Genomic DNA, 17,959 nt, shown 5'->3' on the forward strand with positions numbered 1-17,959 from the left:
AATCTCCGCACGGCGAAGGAAGGGCTTTCTCGATCTGCTGAAAAAAGGCTCGATCATTCCTTTGACGGACGGTTTTTCCGCGGCGATGATCTGAAGCAACGAGACGATTGAACTCACAAGAACTTCGATCAACTCGAACTGTTCCAGATCACTCCTCACGAAGACGAGCGACGTGCCGCCATGACCGTCCGGACCGACCTTTCCTCGCCCGAGCCGATCCGCTTCGCCTACTGGGTGCCCAACGTCTCGGGCGGTCTTGTCATCAGCAAGATCGAGCAGCGCACGAGCTGGGACTTCGACTATAACCGCAAGCTCGCGCAGATCGCGGAAGCCTCGGGCTTCGACTACGCGCTGACGCAGATCCGCTTCACCGCCGGCTACGGCGCCGAGTACCAGCACGAATCCGTCGCCTTCAGCCACGCCCTGGCGGCGGCGACCACGCGGCTCACCGTGATCGCCGCGATCCTGCCCGGTCCCTGGAACCCGACGCTGGCGGCCAAGCAGATCGCCACGATCTCGCAACTCACGGAAGGGCGCATCGCCGTCAACATCGTCTCGGGCTGGTTCTCCGGCGAGTTCCGGGCGATCGGCGAGCCCTGGCTCGACCATGACGAGCGCTACCGCCGCTCGGAGGAGTTCATCCGCTCGCTTCGCGGGATCTGGACGCAGGACAGCTTCACCTTCCGCGGCGATTTCTACCGCTACAGCGACTACACCCTGAAGCCGAAGCCGGGCGCACGCCTGCCCGAGATCTTCCAGGGCGGCTCCTCGCGGGCGGCCCGCGACATGGCCGCCCGCGTCTCCGACTGGTACTTCACCAACGGCAACACGCCCGACGGCGTGCGGGCCCAGGTCGAGGACATCCGCGCCAAGGCGAGCGCGAACGGCCATTCGGTGAAGGTCGGCGTCAACGCCTTCGTGATCGCTCGCGACACGGAGGAGGAGGCCCGCGCCGTCCTCCAGGAGATCATCGCCAAGGCCGACCCGGATGCGGTGAAGGCCTTCGGCCATGAGGTGAAGAATGCCGGCAAGGCCTCGCCCGAGGGCGAGGGCAACTGGGCGAAATCGAGCTTCAACGATCTCGTCCAGTACAATGACGGCTTCAAGACCAATCTGATCGGCACCCCCGACCAGATCGCCGAGCGTATCCTCGCGCTCAAGGATGCCGGCGCCGACCTCGCCCTGCTCGCCTTCCTGCATTTCCAGGAGGAGGTGCAGTATTTCGGCGAGCAGGTGATCCCGCGGGTGCGGGCGCTCGAAGCCGCCCGCGAGCGCCGCGCCGAGGCGGCCTGAGCCTCACGCCCGTCCCACCCGCATCCTCATCCTGAGGTGCAGCGCAGCAGCCTCGAAGGACCCTCCGGATCCCCCGCGATCCCTGGAGGATCCTTCGAGGGCGCCGCATCGCGCCGCCGCCCCAGGATGAGGGGGGAGGGGCGGGATCGATCCCTTCCGATCCTCGACCTTCGGAGACCGCCCATGACCATCGCCGTCAGCCCCACCACGGCCGAGGCCGGCAGCCGGCCGCAGGGCGTGCCGGGGCCCGCCCGCCCCGGAGAACGAGCCCACGTCATCCGCGACGACGCCGAGGCGATCCAGATCGCCCACAAACTGGCAAACGACTTCCGCGAGGGTGCGTCCGAGCGCGACCGCACCAACGCGCGGCCCCTGGCCGAACTCGACGCCTTCTCGCAAAGCGGCCTGTGGTCGATCAACGTGCCGAAAGCCTTCGGCGGGCCCGAGGTCTCCTACAGGACGCTGGCGCAGGTGATCGCGATCATCGCCGCCGCCGATCCGTCGATCGCGCAGATCGCCCAGAACCATCTCGGCATCGTCGCGGCGATCCGCACCGTCTCCGACCCGGAGCAGCAGGCGCTCCTGTTCGCCGAGGTCCTGAAGGGGACCCGCTTCGGCAACGCGTTTTCCGAGCGCGGCACCCGGCGCGCCGCCGAGTTCGAGACCCGCTTCACCGATCACGGCGACCACGTCATCGTGCGCGGCCAGAAGTTCTATTCCTCCGGCGCGCTGCTGGCCCATCTCGTGCCGATCGTCGCCCTCGATGGAGAGGGCCGCGCCTGGTACGCCATCGCCGAGCGCGACGCGCCGGGGCTGACGGTGATCGACGACTGGTCGGCCTTCGGCCAGCGGGGCACCGCGAGCGGCACCGTGATCATCGAGGACGTGCGGGTGGAGAAGAGCCACCTCGTGCCGGGCTACCGCGCCTACGACGCGCCGCGGGCGGACGGGGCAATCTTCCAGATCATCCAGGCGGCGGTCGATGCCGGGATCGGCCGCGAGGCGCTCGACGACACGATCGCCTTCGTGCGCGAGAAGGCCCGCCCCTGGATCGACAGCGGGCAGGAGCGCGCCTCCGACGATCCCCACACCATCCGCGCCATCGGCGACCTCACCATCCGCCAGCACGCGGCGGAAGCCCTGCTCGACCGGGCGGGGCTCGCCATCGACGCGGCGGTGGCGGACCCGACGCCGGAGAGCGTGGCCGCGGCCCAGATCGCGACCGCCGAGGCCAAGGTGCTCACCACCGAGACGGCACTGGCCGCCTCGAACACCCTGTTTGAACTCTCGGGCACCCGCTCGACGCTCGCCGAGCACAATCTCGACCGCCACTGGCGCAACGCCCGCACCCATACGCTTCACGATCCCGTGCGCTGGAAGTATGCGATCGTCGGCAATCACGCCCTCAACGGCATCAATCCGCCGCTTCACGCCTGGAGCTGAGACCGCTCCGGGACGACCGGAAGCCACCTGCGCCATAGGGGCGCGGCGCCTGCTCGGATCAACCTGAGCGCCCGTCGCGTTCCGCCTGTCAGTTTTCGATCCATTCCAGACTGGTCGCGCCAAGCCGCGGCCGGTCCGGAAGCGCGGAACGGCAGGCCTGATCATGGACCATTCGACGAGAGACCGGCGCTTCGACCCCACGCGCCGCACGGTGATGGGGACCTGCGCGGCCCTGGCGACCTTGAGCCGCCCCCTCCGCGGCCAGGCCCAGGCCGCCCCGGCGGCCGGCGATCCCCAGCCGCAGACCATGCCGGTCTCGCTCACGATCAACGGGCAGCGGCACGACCTCACCCTCGACACCCGCACGACGCTGCTCGACGCCCTGCGCGAGCATCTCGACCTCACCGGCTCGAAGAAGGGCTGCGATCACGGTCAGTGCGGCGCCTGCACGGTTCTGGTGAACGGGCGGCGGATCAATTCCTGCCTGACGCTGGCCGCCATGCACGAGGGGGACGACGTCACCACGATCGAGGGGCTGGCGAAGGGCGAGGAACTGCACCCGCTCCAGGCCGCCTTCCTGCACCATGACGGCTACCAGTGCGGCTACTGCACGCCGGGCCAGATCTGCTCCGCCGCCGGCATGTTCTCGGAGATCGAGGCGGGCTGGCCGAGCCACGTCACCGACGACCTCACGCAGAAGGCTTCGCTCAGCGACGCGGAAATCCGCGAGCGGATGAGCGGCAACATCTGCCGCTGCTCGGCCTATCCCAACATCGTCGCGGCGATCCGCGACGCCAGCACCAAGATCTGAGGAGGCGAACCCCATGAAGGCTTTCGCCTACGAGCGCCCCGCCACGGTCCAGGACGCGGCGCGGCTCGCCGCCGATCGGCCCAACGCCCGCTTCATCGCCGGCGGCACCAACCTGCTCGATCTGATGAAGCTTCAGATCGAGACGCCCGCGACCCTGATCGACGTCAACCGCCTGCCGCTCGCCGAGGTGACCGAGACGGAGGAGGGCGGCCTGCGCATCGGCGCGCTGGTGCGCAATTCCGATCTCGCCGCGCATCCGCGGCTGCGGAAGGACTACGCGGTGCTGGGCAAGGCCCTGCTCGCGGGCGCCTCGGGCCAGCTGCGCAACAAGGCCACCACCGCCGGCAACCTGCTGCAGCGGACCCGCTGCTACTACTTCTACGACACGACCAAACCCTGCAACAAACGCGAGCCGGGCTCGGGCTGCGCGGCCATCGGCGGGTTCAACCGGATCATGGCGGTGCTGGGAGCGAGCGATTCCTGCATCGCCACCAACCCGTCCGACATGAACGTCGCCATGCGCGTCCTCGACGCCACCGTGGAGACGATCGATCCGCAGGGCAGCGCGCGAAAGATTCCGATCGCCGCGTTCCATCGCCTGCCCGGCGACACGCCGCAGATCGAGACCGATCTCAAGCCCGGCGAACTCATCACCGCCGTGACGCTGCCCAAACCCGTCGAGGGCGTGCACCTCTACCGCAAGGTCCGCGACCGGGCCTCCTACGCCTTCGCCACGGTGTCGGTCGCCGCCATCATCGCGAAAGGCGAGGGCGACAGGCCGAGACTGGCCAAGCTCGCCTTCGGTGGCCTCGCCCACAAGCCCTGGCGGGTCGAGGCGGCGGAGGCCGCGCTGGTCGAGACCGGCTCGGCGGACGCCGCCGCCGACCGGGTGCTGGAAGGCGCCCGCGGCCAGGGCTCCAACGACTTCAAGATCCCGCTCACCCGCCGGACGCTGCGCGCCACCGTCGCCGAAGCTCTTCGCGCCTGAGGACCATCGCCCCATGGACATGAACCAGCCGATCGGCGCGACGCCCCTCGACGGCAAGCCGGACGGGCTCGTCGGCCGCCCCATCGACCGCATCGACGGGCGCCTCAAGGTCACGGGCCGCGCGCCCTACGCCTACGAGACCCGCGACCTCAAGAACCCGGCCTACGGCTTCCTCGTCGAGGCCGGCATCGCCAAGGGCCGTATCCGCAGCCTCGACGTCTCGGCGGCCAAGCGCGCGCCGGGCGTCCTCCTCGTCATGACCCACGAGAACGTGCCGGAGCAGGGCGAGAAGAAGGAGCAGGTCACCCCGCAATTGCAGGGGCCTGAGATCCGCTTCCACGGCCAGCCCATCGCCTTCGTGGTGGCGCAGAGCTTCGAGCAGGCCCGCGCGGCGGCGGCGCTGGTGAAGGCCGAGTACGACGCCGAGAAGCCCCAGGCCTCGCTGAAGGCGGCCCGGCCCACGGCCGTCGAGCCGAAGCCGGCGCAGACGCCCCCCGATTCCACGCTCGGCGATTTCGACGGCGCCTTCGCCGGCGCCCCGGTGAAGCTCGACGTGGAATACACCACGCCGGTGCAGATCCACGCGCAGATGGAGCCGCACGCCACCATCGCCTCGTGGGAAACGGGGCCGGACGGCGACCGGGTGACGCTCTACACCGCCAACCAGATGCTCAACCGCGGCCAGGCCTCGCTGGCCTCGGTGCTGAAGCTGAAGCCCGAGAACGTGCGGCTGGTCTCGCATTACATCGGTGGCGGCTTCGGCTCGAAGCTCCAGCCGCAGCCCGAGGCGATCCTCTCCGCGCTCGCCTCGAAGAGCCTCAAGCGCCCGGTGAAGGTCGCGCTGACCCGCCAGCAGGAATTCCACGTCGCGACCCATCGCACCGACACGATCCAGCGCATCCGGCTCGGCGCCGACGAGAACGGCCGGCTGACGGCCATCGCTCACGAATCCTGGTCGGCCACCGCGCCGGGGGACGTGTTCTACGAGACCTCCGCCGTCGTCACCCGCTCGCTCTACGCGGCGCAGAACCGCCTGACCCGGCACCGGCTCGCCAACCTCAACGTGCCGATCGCCTCCGCCATGCGGGCGCCGGGCGAGGCGGTCGGCCAACTCGCCTTCGAATGCGCCATGGATGAGCTGGCGGAGCAGCTGAAGATCGACCCGATCGAGCTGCGCATCCGCAACGAGCCGGAGCAGGATCCGGAGAAGAAGGTTCCGTTCTCGACTCGCCAACTCGTCGCCTGCATGCGCGAGGGCGCCAAGCGCTTCGGCTGGGACAAGCGCGGCGCCACGGGCGCGACGCGGGACGGGCAATGGCTCGTCGGCATGGGCATGGCGGCAGCCTCGCGCCTCAACCCGCTGATGCCCTCCCAGGCGGGCGTGCGGCTCAACCCCGACGGCACGCTGACCGTCCGGATGGCGATGACCGATATCGGCACCGGTACCTACACGATCCTGGCGCAGATCGCGGGCGAGATGATGGGGCTGCCGGTCGAGCGCATCCGCGTCGAGATCGGCGACACCGCCTATCCGAAGGCCGCCGGCTCCGGCGGCTCCTTCGGCGCGGGCTCGGCCGGCTCGGCGCTGTACGTCGCCTGCGACAACCTCCGGCAGGCGCTGCTGCAGAATGCCGGCATGACGCCGGAGGGCGCCGTGTTCGCGGACGGGCGCGTCGTCTCCGGCAACCGCTCGGAGGCGCTGACGGATCTGGCCGGGGCGCAGGGCGTCGAGGCCAAGGGCGAGATCAAGCCCGGCGCCATGAAGGAGCGGTACTCGCAGCACTCCTTCGGCGCGCATTTCGCCGAGGTCGGAGTGGACAGGGACACCGGCGAGATCCGGCTGCGGCGGATGCTCGGCGTGTTCACCGGCGGGCGCATCCTCAACCTGAAGACGGCCCGCTCGCAGGCGCTCGGCGGCATGATCTTCGGCATCGGCGCGGCGCTGATGGAGGCGGCCGAGACCGACACCCGCTACGGCTACTTCGTGAACCACGATCTGGCCGAGTACCACGTCCCGGCCCATGCCGACGTGCCGGCCATCGACGCGGTGTTCCTGCCCGAACTCGACGACAAGGCGAACCCGCTCAAGAGCAAGGGGCTGGGCGAGGTCAGCATCTGCGGCGCCGGGGCGGCCCTGGCGAACGCCGTCTACAACGCCACGGGCCTGCGCATCCGCGACTACCCGCTGACGCTGGACAAGGTGCTCGACGGCTGGACCGAGCGGGAGGGCGCGGCGCAGCGGCGCACCTGAGGTTTTCCCGAGAGATCGGCCTCCCGGATTGCGGATCGCGGTCCGGGCGCCCATCTCGCGGGAATCAGCCTTCCTTGCCCATCCCTTGACCGGCCTTCCGCCGGAGGCAGCGTCCGCCCATGTCCCGATTGCCGCTCCTTGCCGCCGCGCTCGTCCTCGGCGGCCTGTCCCTCGTTGCCTCCCAGGCGCAGGCGTTTCCCGACGACCCCGCCTCGGTGCGCTACCGGCAGCTCATCCAGCAGCTCCCGCCCTCCGAGCGCCCGCGCCCGCACGATCCGCGCTGGACCAACAACGGGCTCAGCCCGAGCACCGGCCGCTTCGGCCTGCCCCTGTCGGGTCCGGCCGCCCGCGGCGGCATGACCGAGGTTCGCTGAGCGGCCGGCCTTGCGCTCTGGCGTGCGCCGCCCCTGCCTGCCATGAGGGTGGCCCCCTCATCCGGACAGGGTCTAGCGCGGCGATGGACAGCAAGCGGGACGCGGATGCCGCGGCAGCTCCCCGGCACTCCCTGCTGGAGCGCCTGTTCCGGCTCCGCGCGCACGGCACCACGGTGCGCACCGAGCTGCTGGCGGGGCTGACCACCTTCCTCACCATGGCCTACATCGTCTTCGTCAACCCGAGCATCCTGGCGGATGCGGGGATGCCGAAGGGCTCGGTCTTCGTGGCGACCTGCCTCATCGCCGCGCTCGGCTCCGGAGTGATGGGGTTCCTCGCCAACTGGCCGGTGGCGCTCGCGCCGGGGATGGGGCTCAACGCCTACTTCGCCTACGTCGTCGTCCAGGGCATGGGCTACACGTGGCAGGCGGCGCTCGGGGCGGTGTTCATCTCCGGCCTCTGCTTCCTCGCCGTGACCGCGACGGGCCTGCGCGGGATCATCGTCGCGGGCATCCCGCGCTCGATGCGGATCGCGCTCACCGTCGGCATCGGGCTCTTCCTGGCGATCATCGCGCTCAAGAACGCGGGCGTGGTGGCGGCCAGCCCCGCCACCTTCGTGACCCTGGGCGACCTGCGCCAGCCCGGCACGGTGCTGGCGGCCCTCGGCTTCCTGATGGTGGCGGTGCTCTCGGCGCGGCGGGTGCGGGCAGCGCTCCTCCTCACCATCCTCACGGTGACGGGCCTGAGCTTCGTCTTCGCCGGCAACGCTTTCCAGGGCATCGTCTCGGCCCCGCCCTCGCTGCTGCCGACGCTGTTTGCCCTCGACATCCCGGGCGCCCTCACCGGCGGCCTCCTCAACGTCATCCTCGTGCTGTTCCTCGTCGAACTGTTCGACGCCACCGGCACGCTGATGGCGGTGGCGGGCCGCGCCGGGCTCCTGCCGGAGACCGGCCGCTCGGCCGCGCTCGACCGGGCGTTGCTGGCCGATTCCGCGGCGATCTTCACCGGCTCGCTGCTGGGCACCTCGAGCGCCACCGCCTATCTCGAAAGCGCCGCCGGGGTGGAGGAGGGCGGGCGCACCGGGCTCACCGCCGCCACCGTCGCCGTGCTGTTCCTGGCCTGCCTGTTCTTCGCGCCGCTCGCCGGCTCGGTGCCGGCCTACGCCACGGCGCCGGCCCTGTTCTACGTCGCCTGCCTGATGCTGCGCGAGCTGACCGCGCTGGACTGGGACGACGTCACCGAGGTGATCCCCGCCTGCGTGACGGCGCTCCTGATGCCGTTCACCTATTCCATCGCCAACGGCGTCGCCTTCGGCTTCATCACCTACGCGGTGCTCAAGGCCCTGACCGGCCGAGCCCGTGAGGTGAAGCCGGTGGTGTGGGTGATCGCCGCCGTGTTCCTGTTCAAGTTCGTGGAGACCGGCGGCGCGCACTGATCGTTGCGCGGGCAGGGTCCTGGGTCGGGGTTTTCGGTGGGCAAGACACTTTTCACGCCGTGAGGCCCCGGCCCGCGACCGGTGGCACGATCCGTCAACCACTTCGCGCCAAGATTGTCCCCTCCACGCCCGCCGAGCCCGGACGGCACCGGCCATGATGAAGCGCACCGGCATCGCGATCCTTCTCGGCCTCGGCGGCTTCGCCCTCGGCAGCGTCATCGCGCGGGTGACGGAGAAGGAGGGCCCCCGCTCCGCCGGGGCGGCGGAAGGCCCGCCCGCCCTGCGCCACATCACGCAGTTTCCGCTGCCCGCCCCGGAGAAGCCTGCGAAGGAGCCGAACCGCTCAGGCCGCTGAGCGCTCGGGCGCCACGTCAGCCGGCAGCCCACCATGCGCCTCGGCGAGGATCGCGTAGGAGGCGCGGCGCGCCCCGTGATCGTAGAGGGCGGAGGCCACCATCACCTCGTCAGCGCCGGTCTCGGCCACCAGCGCCTCCAGCCCGGCGCGCACCGTCTCGCGCGAGCCCACCAGGGAGCGCGCCAGCATCCGCGAGGCCTGCGCCTTCTCCGACGGGCTCCAAGAGGCCTCGATGTCGTCGATCGGCGGCGGCAGCAGGCCGCGGGTGCCGCGGACCAGCCGGGTGAATTGCTGCTGCGGCGTGGTGAACAGGCGCCGCGCCTCCACATCGGTCTCCGCCGCGACGACGTTGATGCCGACCATGGCGTAGGGCCGCTGCAGCTGCTCGGAGGGCTGGAAACGGGCGCGGTAGGCCGCGAGCGCCGGCAGCAGCGCATCAGGGGCGAAGTGCGAGGCGAAGGCATAGGGCAGGCCCAGCATGCCGGCGAGTTCCGCCCCGAACAGGCTGGAGCCGAGGATCCATAGCGGCACCTTGAGCCCCGTTCCGGGCACCGCCTGCACCGCCTGCCCCTCCCGCGCCGGGCCGAACAGCGCCTGCAATTCGAGCACGTCCTGCGGAAAACGCTCCGCCGAGCCGTAATCGCGGCGAAGCGCCCGCAGCGTCAGCCCGTCCGTGCCCGGCGCCCGGCCGAGCCCGAGGTCGATCCGGCCCGGATACAGCGATTCCAGTGTGCCGAACTGCTCGGCGATCACCAGCGGCGCGTGGTTGGGCAGCATGATTCCGCCCGCGCCGACCCGGATGCGGGAGGTGCCGGAGGCCACGTGCCCGATCGCCACCGCCGTGGCGGCGCTGGCGATACCGATCATGTTGTGGTGCTCGGCGAGCCAGAAGCGGCGGTAGCCGAGCGCTTCCGCGTGCCGGGCGAGATCGAGGCTGTTGGCGAGCGCCCGCCCCGGCGTGGCGCCCTCCGGGACGAAGGCGAGATCGAGCACGGAGAGGGGCGGCAGGGAGGGGGTCGGAGCTGGCATGGACGCGTGATGCACCTTCGCTCTGCGCCTGCGCGGGCGCACACAATCGGTTTCCCCTCGATGCCGACAGATCGTGTGCGAGACGGCCCGGCGCAAGGAACCGGGCCATCGCGCTCGCAAGGCGCTCGCAGGCCGCGGGTGCTGTCGGAAGACTCCTGTCCGGTGGAAAGAAAGGGGCTTGCGCGAGGCGCGCGAACCGTCCTAGCCTCCCTTCATCGGCGCTGCGGCGCCGCCCTGAGACAAGGAGGTTGGCCATGAGACATCACGGCATCAACGGCTCCCCGACGCGCACCGCCGACGCGGATCAGGACACGCCACCCAACCAGGATCGGCAGGGATAGTGGCTCCCTGAACGCTGCGGACGGTCGAGTTCCCCCGCCGGTCCGAGGGCGGGGCAGAAGCTCCCACCGCGCGCGAGAGTGTGGCCCCTGCAAAGACCCGTCGGCGAAAACCGGCGGGTCTTTTTATGCCATCAAGTTATGCCATCAAGGCGCAAGACCTGCCCACTTGTCCGGCAGGGAAGCGAAATTTCCACCACACCGGGTTCTCTTCATCATTACGGCTCAGGGCTTGCACGAAGCGCTCCGAATGTTGCTCGGAGACCGGCGCCGGATGCCTCTCTTTCATTTCGAGCTATGTCGGAACGGCCGGACCATCGGCCAGACGGAGACGCGTGACTGCCCCGATTGCGGCATGGCCTTCCGCGCCGCCCGCGACATGATCCGCACCCTGCGCGAGGACGACACCCTGTCCGAGGATTCCCGCGAGCACACCCTGCGGGTCAGCTATGTCGATCACTCGACGCTGTTCGACCTGCCGTTCAACCTGGGGATCTGAGACCCGCAGCGACCGGTCCCTTCGGCCCTTCGGGAGAGGACGGCCGGGTGTGGAAACATCACCCCTTCCAGTTCTTGAGCGCGGCGAACGGGCTGCCGGAGAGGTCCGGGGGCGGGGGGTTGAGCACCGGCTCGACCTGGGCGATCGCGTCGTCGCGGGAATGGGCGCTGCCGTTCGGCAGCTTGCCGCCGGCCGCGTCGCGGTGGCCGCCGCCGCGGAAGGCGCGGGCGCCGTCGAGCGCCGTGCCGTCGATGGAGCGGAACGAGAGCGTCCCGGCGCGCTGCACGTTGACGACCCGCTTGGCCCGGCCCGCCTCCATCACTTGGTCGGAGACGCGCTGGAAGGTCCCGGAATCGAGGCCGAAGGAGAGCAATGTGCCGTCCGAGAGCGGATGGAACAATGCGTCCGAGCGGGCGAGCGCCCGCGCCAGCCGCTGGCGCGCGGTCAGCGTCGGGTCGTCGCCCGCCTCTCCGGCCAGCAGCCCGTCGACGAGGCCGGCGCGCAGTTCGCCCGAGCGGCGCTCCAGCTCGGCCGGGGTGGCGCCCGCCCGTAGCCGTCCGGCGGCCGCCATCAGCAGGTCGGAGACGAAGCGGTCATGCCAGGGATGGCCCGCCGGCACCAGGGTCGAGACGCTGTCCCAGAACAGCTCGTCCAGCGCGAGGCCGCCGGCGAAGGCCGCCTCGCCCTTCTTCCACAGGTCGAGCGCCTCGACCGCCTCGATCAGCGTCGCGAGGTCGGCCGCTACCGTGTCGGACAAGGTCGTCTCGGGCGCGTAGAGGGCGCGCTGGTCGTAGGCCATCCGCGTGGCGCAATGTGCCTCGTCGATGAGCACGAACACCTCCGGGTCGCCGAGATCGGCCCGCAGCAGCCCCGCGCGCTCCGGATCGGGCCCGATCTCGAGGTTCTGGCGCTTGAGCTGGTCGATCGAGGAGGCATGGTGATCGAGCACCACGAGGCGGTGGCGCGCGCCCTCCGCCCGGCCGCGATTCATCGCGGCGAAGCGGCGCAGGAAGGCGATGGTCGGCTCCTCCAATCCGAGATCGGTCATCAGCAGCGTCTCGGAGGCCGCCGCGCCGCGCAGGCGCTTCAGCTCGTCCTCCACCACCGGGCCGACATCGGAATAACGGGCGACATGCACCACCCGGGACACCGCCGCGAAGGCGGCGGCAACCGTCGTGGCACCGTAGCCGTCGAGGTCGTGGTGGGAGATCTGCGTGACAATCATCGGCAGAATCATCGGCTCAAGGCTGGACAGAAGGCTCGCGGGACGCGAGACGGCGGGCACCGCTGACGCGGCGTGCGAGATTGCAAGCCTCTTACGCCGGCCGGCCCCGGAAGGTCCACGGGCCTTCGCCGTGGCTCCGGCGCGCGGGGCCGCGGTCACGCGGCGCATCGGCCGAACGACTCCGACGACCGGGCAAACCCGGCAACCTTAACGCCCGGTTCAGGCGTTGAGAGATCCTATCGACAACCGTTCTTCAGTCCGAGAACCGGCGAGGGCATGACGCATCCGACCGACCCTTCGACCCGCGCGACGCGGTCGATCGACCGCTCCCTCGGCGCGCGCCTCGGCCCTTGCATCGACCGACGCCGCCTGATCGGCGGCGCCGCGGCCGGTGCCGCCCTGGCGCTGCTGCCGCGCGGGGCGAGCGCCCAGGCCGCGCCGCCGGCCCTTCCCGCCGCGGGCTCGCCGTTCTCGGATGCCACCGTCCCCGACCTCGCCCGGGCGCTGGGCAACCGCCCCTTCGCAGGTCAGCCCGCCAACGATGTGCCGGACGCCCTGAAGAACCTTTCGCGGGAGGCCTACGAGGCGATCCGCATCCGGCCCGAGGCGCTGATCTGGGGCGGCGAGCCGCACGGCTTCGCGGTCGAGCCGCTGGTGCGCGGCTTCTACTACAGCGACCGGGTCGCCCTGTTCCTCGTCGAGGACGGCGTGGTCCGCCCCGTCGTTTACGACCGGGCGAACTACGAGGCGGGATCGGAGGCGGGGGCGGCGGCTCTTCCGCAGGCCGGGCAGGAACCGGGCTTCTCCGGCCTGCGCCTGCGTGCGCGCTTCGGCGAGCGGCACCAGGATCTGGCGATTTTCCAGGGCGCCTGCTTCTACCGGCTGGTGGGGCAGGGCCAGGACTTCGGCGTTGACGGCCGCGCCCTGATGCTGCGCCCGGCCGATCCGCGCGGCGAGGAGTTTCCCCGCTGGCGCGCCCTGTTCGTGGAGCGCCCTAAGACGCCCGACGGCCCGCTGGTGATCCACGCCCTGATCGATTCCGAATCGCTGGCCGCCGCCCTGCGCCTGGAACTGCGCCCCGGCGAGACCTCGAACGCCGCCGTCAGCGCCACCCTGGTCACCCGCAAGGCGATCGACCATCTCGGCCTCGGGGGGATGCAGGCACCGTTCCTGTTCGGTCCCCACGACCGGCGCGGCGCGGACGACGCCCGCGCCGCGGTCTACGCCGCGGGCGGCCTGCAGATCCGCAACGGCGGCGGGGAGGCGATCTGGCGCCCGGTGCGCAACCCGGAGACGCTGCAGATTTCGGGCTTCCTCGACAACGGCCCGCAGGGCTTCGGCCTGACGCAGCGGGACCGGGCCTTCGCGACCTTCGAGGACGACAACCACCATTGGGAGCGCAGCCCCTCGCTCTGGGTCGAGCCGGGCGAGCCCGCCGGGGTCGAGGGGAGCACCGAGAATCTGTGGGGGGAGGGCGCCGTGACCCTTCTCGAGATTCCGAGCGACGCAGAGGTCAACGAGAACGTCATCGCCTATTGGCGGCCGAAGGCGGCCCTGCCCGCAGGCCGGGAGGTCCGTCTCACCTACCGGCAGAACTGGGGCGGCGAGACGCCGGTCGGCCCGCTCGCGCGCGTCACGAGCACACGCAGCGGGCGGGGCAGCGGCAATCCCCGCCGGCTGTTCCTCGTCGATTTCACCGGCGACGTCCTGTTCACCCCCGAGGGCGCGATGGTTCCCCTCGAAACGGTGCTGATCGCCGGCCCCGGCCGGATCGTCGAGGGCGCGACCCGGTGGATCGCCCATCCGGAGACCCGCACCGTGCGCGTCGCCTTCGAACTCGATCCGGGCAGCGAGCGGGCCTGCGAACTGCGCCTTGCCCTCAAGACGGAAGGGCGGCAGATCACGGAAACGTGGCTGTACCGCTGGACGCCGTGACCCTCTCCCGGCCCCTTCCAGGATCCTTCGCTCCGATGCCCGACACCGCCGACAGCGTCTCGACCGTGACGGACCGCCCCGCCCCGGCCGGGTTCCGGGCCGAGGCGGGGCCCGAACGCGCCGCACCCGCCATGCCGAAGCGGGGACCGCTGGCGATGCCGGTGCAGGACCTGCGCGCCCGGCCCGCGAGCCGTCGCAACGGCGGCGGCGGGCCTCTGGCGGCGCGCCTGTTCGTGTTCGGGGGCGCGGCCGCGCTCACCGCTTACGGCGCGTGGCAGATGTACGAGGTGATCTCGGTCTCCGGCGGCGCGACCGGGCTCCAGTACGTGCTGCTGGTGCTGTTCGTGCTGAACTTCTCGTGGATCGCACTGGCCTTCACCGCCGCGCTTCTCGGCTTCGCCACCCTGCTGCGTCGCGAGCGGCCGGCCCCGCTTCCGGTGACGCTGACCTCCCGGACCGCCATCGTCATGCCGGTCTACAACGAGGGCAGCGCCCGGGTCTTCGCCGGGCTCCAGGCGATGCACGAGGCGGTCGAGGCCACGGGCCTCGGGCGCCATTTCGACTGGTTCGTGCTCTCGGATTCGACGCAAGCCGATGCCTGGATCGCCGAGGAGCGCGCCTTCCTGGCCCTGCGCGCGGAACTCGGGCCCGAGGCCCGGCTCTACTACCGCCACCGGGAAAAGAACCATCACCGCAAGGCCGGCAACATCGCCGATTTCGTCACCGGCTGGGGCGGGTCCTACGACCACATGCTGGTGCTCGACGCCGACAGCCTGCTCACCGGCGACTGCATCGTGCGGCTCGCGGCGGCGATGGAAGCCGATCCCCAGGCCGGCATCATCCAGAGCCTGCCGCTCATCATCAACCGCAACACCCTGTTCGCCCGGCTCCAGCAATTCGCCGCGCGCATCTACGGCCCCGTCATCGCCACCGGCCTCTCGGTCTGGTCGGGCCGGGACGGCAATTACTGGGGCCACAACGCGATCATCCGGATGCAGGCCTTCGCCGAGGCCGCGGGCCTGCCCGACCTCAAGGGCCGTCCGCCCTTCGGCGGCCACATCCTCAGCCACGACTTCGTCGAGGCGGCGCTGATCCGCCGGGCCGGCTGGGGCGTCACCATGCTGCCGCGGCTGGAGGGCTCCTACGAGGAAAGCCCGCCCTCGCTGATCGATCTGGCCGTGCGCGACCGGCGCTGGGCGCAGGGCAACCTCCAGCACGCCCGCGTCATCGGCGCGGCGGGCCTCGCGCCGGCCTCGCGCCAGCACTTCGCCACGGGGATCGCCGGCTACGTCGCCTCGCCGCTCTGGCTCGCCCAGCTCGTGATCGGCATCATCATCGTGCTGCAGACCGCCTGGGTGCGCCCCGAATACTTCTCCGCCGAGTTCGGCCTCTACCCGGTCTGGCCGCGCTTCGACCCGGTGCGCGCGCTCCAACTCTTCGCCCTGACCATGGGCATCCTGCTCGCCCCGAAATGTCTGGGGCTGATCCTGGCGCTCCTCGACGGTGAGACCCGGCGGGCGAGCGGCGGGGCCGGGCGACTGACCCTATCCTTCCTGATCGAGATCCTGCTCTCGGCGCTGATCGCGCCGATCGCGATGCTGATCCAGTCGGGCTCGGTGTTCCAGATCCTGGCCGGGCGCGACACCGGCTGGAACCCGCAGCGCCGCGACGACGGTTCGATCCCGCTCTCGGACATCGTCCGCCGCCACCGCTGGCACACCGGCCTCGGCGTGGTCACGGGGATTGCGGCGTTTGCCATCGCCACCTCCCTGTTCCTGTGGATGTCGCCGACGATCCTCGGCCTCGTTCTGGCGATCCCGCTCTCCTGGGCGAGCGGCCAACTGGCACTCGGCCTCGCCCTGAAAACGCGCGGCCTGCTGGTGACGCCGGAGGAGCAGGCCCCGCCGGCCATCGCCCAACGGGCCGGCGAACTCGCCCGCCGCAACGCGGCCCGCAGCTTCGACGACGCGGACGCGCTCGCCGCGCTCCACGCCGACGCGCGCCTCGCCCGCGCCCATGGGGCGATGTTGCCCGAGGGCACGCCGCGCCCGCGCGGGAAGATCGACGCCGACCACACGCTCGCCGCCGCCAAGATCCTGGAGGCGGAGACCCTGACCGAAGCGCAGGCTTGGCTCACCGCGAAGGAGCGCTTCGCCCTCCTCCACGACCGCGCGCTCCTCGACCAACTCACCCGCCTGCGACCGGCCTGAGCGCGTTCTTCAGGACCTCTCGTCGAGGCCTCTCTTCGGAGCCTCTGCGCGGAGGCCCGTCACGGACGTTACGGATGGCAGCCGTGATCCGGTGCGCCACGCATTGACGCTGATCCCCGCCGGGCCATAGACAGGCCTGTGCCTCGGGGCCGCGCGTGACTGCGCTCGGTGCATGAGGAAGGGTGGCCGAGTGGTTTAAGGCAGCGGTCTTGAAAACCGCCGTGGGGGCAACTCCACCGTGGGTTCGAATCCCACCCCTTCCGCCAGATCACCGACCTGCATGGCCGTGCGTGGTTTTCCGGGTCGTCGAACCGCCTCAACCTTAAACCCACGTCCGAACTTGCGACGCTGCATCCTGTACCTCCGGTTTCATCATCACACCGAAACCGGGTGTCCGTGAAACCGGCAGAAGGCCGGACCAATGAGCCGGAAATGCCCTCGCCCGCTAAAGGTCCGTCCATAAGTCACGTCTTCGAGGCGATGCATCGGACGAGGATCTGACAGCGGCGTTGTCGAGGGAGTAAGCGCCTCATTCGTTCAGGGTCGGGGCTTCACTTATGTCTCTCCGCCGGCCACCGGGATCGCTTGTCCGGTGATGGAACGCGCCGCCGCGCCGCACAGCCACGCGACGGCATCGGCGACTTCGTCCGGTTGAACCAAGCGGCCCTGCGGGTTGTGGCGCACGAGCGAGGCGAGCGCCGCGGCACGGTCCCGGCCGGTCGTCGCCATGATCCGTTCCAGGCTGTCGCCGACGATGTCGGTGTCGGTGAAGCCGGGACAGACCGCATTGACGGTGACGCCGCTGCGGGCGGTCTCCTGCGCGAGCGACCGGACGAGGCCGACCACCGCGTGCTTGGCCGCGCAGTAGGCGGAGACGTAAGGGTAGCCTTTCTGGCCGGCCATCGAGGCGATGGCGACGATCCGGCCGAACCCTCTCGCCGTCATGCCCGGAAGCACCGCCTGCGCGGCGTGGACGGTGCCGAACAGGTTCACGTCGAGCATCCGCTGGAACAGGGCGGGCTCGCTGCGGCCGAAGGGGGCGGATTCCGCGGCTCCCGCATTGGCTACGAGGATGTCGATGGGCGCGCGCTCGGCGATGTTCGCGAAGGCCGCCGCGACCGCCGGCCCGTCCGTCACATCGACGGGAATCGCGTGATGGGCGGCGCCCTCGGCGATCGCCCGGTCGAGGGCCTCGGCATTGCGGCCGAGGATCGTCACCACGGCGCCGTCGCGGACGAGGCGTTCGGCGACGGCGCGGCCGATGCCGCGGGCGCCGCCCGTGACGACGGCATGATGGATCGCGGACCGGATCGGGCCGGCCTCCGACACGGTCAGGCTCCCGTCCGGACGTAGCCGGACAGGCTCGCATCCGGCACGTCGTCGAGGTTGACGACGATGTTTTCCGGCGTGCGCGCGGTGAGCCAGACGAGGTCGTCCTCCGCGCTCATGTTCGCCTCGACATGGGGCATGAAGGGCGGCACGAACACGAAGTCGCCCTCGCTCATGTCGATGTACTCGGCGTAACCCGGCCCGAAATAGATCCGCGCCTTGCCCCGCAGCACGTAGCCTCCGGTCTCGGCCTCGCCGTGGTGGTGCGGCAGCGAGCGGTAGCCCGGTTCGTTGCTGACCTTGCCGTACCAGATCCGCGTCGCCGGGGTGTGCTGCGGGCTGACGCCGGAGACGCGCACGGCGCCCCCGGACTGGCCGGTGCGGGTGTCCTCCTCGCCGGCGCGGGTGACGATGGGCTTCAGCGTCTCGGTCATGGTCTCTTCCCC

The 17,959-nt window shown here is 70.7% G+C and carries 15 protein-coding genes and 1 tRNA gene; 12 read left to right on the plus strand and 4 right to left on the minus strand.

All coding sequences use genetic code 11. From position 1 onward, the window contains the following. The first annotated feature begins 180 nt into the window (after nucleotides 1-180). From sfnG to HNR51_RS17785, 8 genes are all read left to right on the plus strand, one after another. Nucleotides 181-1,293, plus strand: coding sequence for a dimethylsulfone monooxygenase SfnG (sfnG, locus tag HNR51_RS17750; RefSeq protein WP_182555810.1), 1,113 nt, complete (start codon nucleotides 181-183; stop codon nucleotides 1,291-1,293). Between the two features lie 183 nt (nucleotides 1,294-1,476). Further along, nucleotides 1,477-2,736, plus strand: a complete 1,260-nt coding sequence (locus HNR51_RS17755; RefSeq protein ID WP_141952665.1) for an SfnB family sulfur acquisition oxidoreductase — start codon at nucleotides 1,477-1,479, stop codon at nucleotides 2,734-2,736. A 163-nt stretch (nucleotides 2,737-2,899) separates the two neighbouring features. Beyond that, complete coding sequence (paoA, locus tag HNR51_RS17760; RefSeq protein WP_182555811.1) at nucleotides 2,900-3,547, plus strand: aldehyde dehydrogenase iron-sulfur subunit PaoA; 648 nt, start codon at nucleotides 2,900-2,902, stop codon at nucleotides 3,545-3,547. Between the two features lie 13 nt (nucleotides 3,548-3,560). Next, nucleotides 3,561-4,535 carry an FAD binding domain-containing protein gene (locus tag HNR51_RS17765; RefSeq protein WP_012455783.1) on the plus strand — a complete coding sequence of 325 codons (975 nt, stop codon included), beginning with the start codon at nucleotides 3,561-3,563 and terminating at the stop codon, nucleotides 4,533-4,535. A 13-nt stretch (nucleotides 4,536-4,548) separates the two neighbouring features. Next, nucleotides 4,549-6,786, plus strand: coding sequence for a xanthine dehydrogenase family protein molybdopterin-binding subunit (locus tag HNR51_RS17770; RefSeq protein WP_182555812.1), 2,238 nt, complete (start codon nucleotides 4,549-4,551; stop codon nucleotides 6,784-6,786). 119 nt (nucleotides 6,787-6,905) lie between these two features. Beyond that, the gene (locus HNR51_RS17775; RefSeq protein WP_182555813.1) at nucleotides 6,906-7,160 is read left to right on the plus strand and encodes a hypothetical protein; all 255 of its coding nucleotides are present in this window, start codon (nucleotides 6,906-6,908) and stop codon (nucleotides 7,158-7,160) included. Nucleotides 7,161-7,243: 83 nt separating this feature from the next. Next, nucleotides 7,244-8,593 carry an NCS2 family permease gene (locus HNR51_RS17780; RefSeq protein WP_182555814.1) on the plus strand — a complete coding sequence of 450 codons (1,350 nt, stop codon included), beginning with the start codon at nucleotides 7,244-7,246 and terminating at the stop codon, nucleotides 8,591-8,593. Nucleotides 8,594-8,747: 154 nt separating this feature from the next. Next, nucleotides 8,748-8,948, plus strand: a complete 201-nt coding sequence (locus HNR51_RS17785; protein ID WP_182555815.1) for a hypothetical protein — start codon at nucleotides 8,748-8,750, stop codon at nucleotides 8,946-8,948. Here HNR51_RS17785 and HNR51_RS17790 read toward each other — a convergent pair. Beyond that, entirely contained in the window at nucleotides 8,937-9,977 is a 1,041-nt protein-coding gene (locus HNR51_RS17790) for an LLM class flavin-dependent oxidoreductase (RefSeq protein WP_182555816.1), read from the minus strand. The two genes, HNR51_RS17785 and HNR51_RS17790, sit on opposite strands and share 12 nt — an antisense overlap. Before the next feature lie 612 nt (nucleotides 9,978-10,589). Between HNR51_RS17790 and HNR51_RS17795 the strand changes: the two genes are divergently transcribed. Further along, nucleotides 10,590-10,814 (plus strand): DUF6894 family protein, encoded by a 225-nt coding sequence (locus tag HNR51_RS17795; RefSeq protein ID WP_182555817.1) that lies wholly within the window; start codon nucleotides 10,590-10,592, stop codon nucleotides 10,812-10,814. Between the two features lie 58 nt (nucleotides 10,815-10,872). Here HNR51_RS17795 and HNR51_RS17800 read toward each other — a convergent pair whose 3' ends face one another. Next, nucleotides 10,873-12,039 carry a dimethylmenaquinone methyltransferase gene (locus HNR51_RS17800; protein WP_182555818.1) on the minus strand — a complete coding sequence of 389 codons (1,167 nt, stop codon included), beginning with the start codon at nucleotides 12,037-12,039 and terminating at the stop codon, nucleotides 10,873-10,875. Between the two features lie 276 nt (nucleotides 12,040-12,315). Here HNR51_RS17800 and HNR51_RS17805 point away from each other — a divergent pair, with 276 nt between their 5' ends. From HNR51_RS17805 to HNR51_RS17815, 3 genes are all read left to right on the plus strand, one after another. After that, nucleotides 12,316-13,974, plus strand: a complete 1,659-nt coding sequence (locus HNR51_RS17805; protein WP_210280115.1) for a glucan biosynthesis protein D — start codon at nucleotides 12,316-12,318, stop codon at nucleotides 13,972-13,974. Between the two features lie 35 nt (nucleotides 13,975-14,009). After that, a complete protein-coding gene (mdoH, locus tag HNR51_RS17810) occupies nucleotides 14,010-16,184 on the plus strand; it encodes a glucans biosynthesis glucosyltransferase MdoH (RefSeq protein ID WP_182555819.1) in 2,175 nt (724 codons plus the stop codon). Nucleotides 16,185-16,360: 176 nt separating this feature from the next. Beyond that, nucleotides 16,361-16,450, plus strand: a tRNA-Ser gene (locus tag HNR51_RS17815). A 289-nt stretch (nucleotides 16,451-16,739) separates the two neighbouring features. Here the strand turns inward: HNR51_RS17815 and HNR51_RS17820 are convergent. Beyond that, complete coding sequence (locus HNR51_RS17820; protein WP_182555820.1) at nucleotides 16,740-17,513, minus strand: SDR family NAD(P)-dependent oxidoreductase; 774 nt, start codon at nucleotides 17,511-17,513, stop codon at nucleotides 16,740-16,742. A gap of 2 nt (nucleotides 17,514-17,515) precedes the next feature. Further along, nucleotides 17,516-17,947, minus strand: coding sequence for a cupin domain-containing protein (locus HNR51_RS17825; RefSeq protein ID WP_141952713.1), 432 nt, complete (start codon nucleotides 17,945-17,947; stop codon nucleotides 17,516-17,518). Nucleotides 17,948-17,959: the final 12 nt, after the last annotated feature.

Source organism: Methylorubrum thiocyanatum (assembly GCA_014138645.1).
Classification (GTDB): domain Bacteria; phylum Pseudomonadota; class Alphaproteobacteria; order Rhizobiales; family Beijerinckiaceae; genus Methylobacterium; species Methylobacterium thiocyanatum.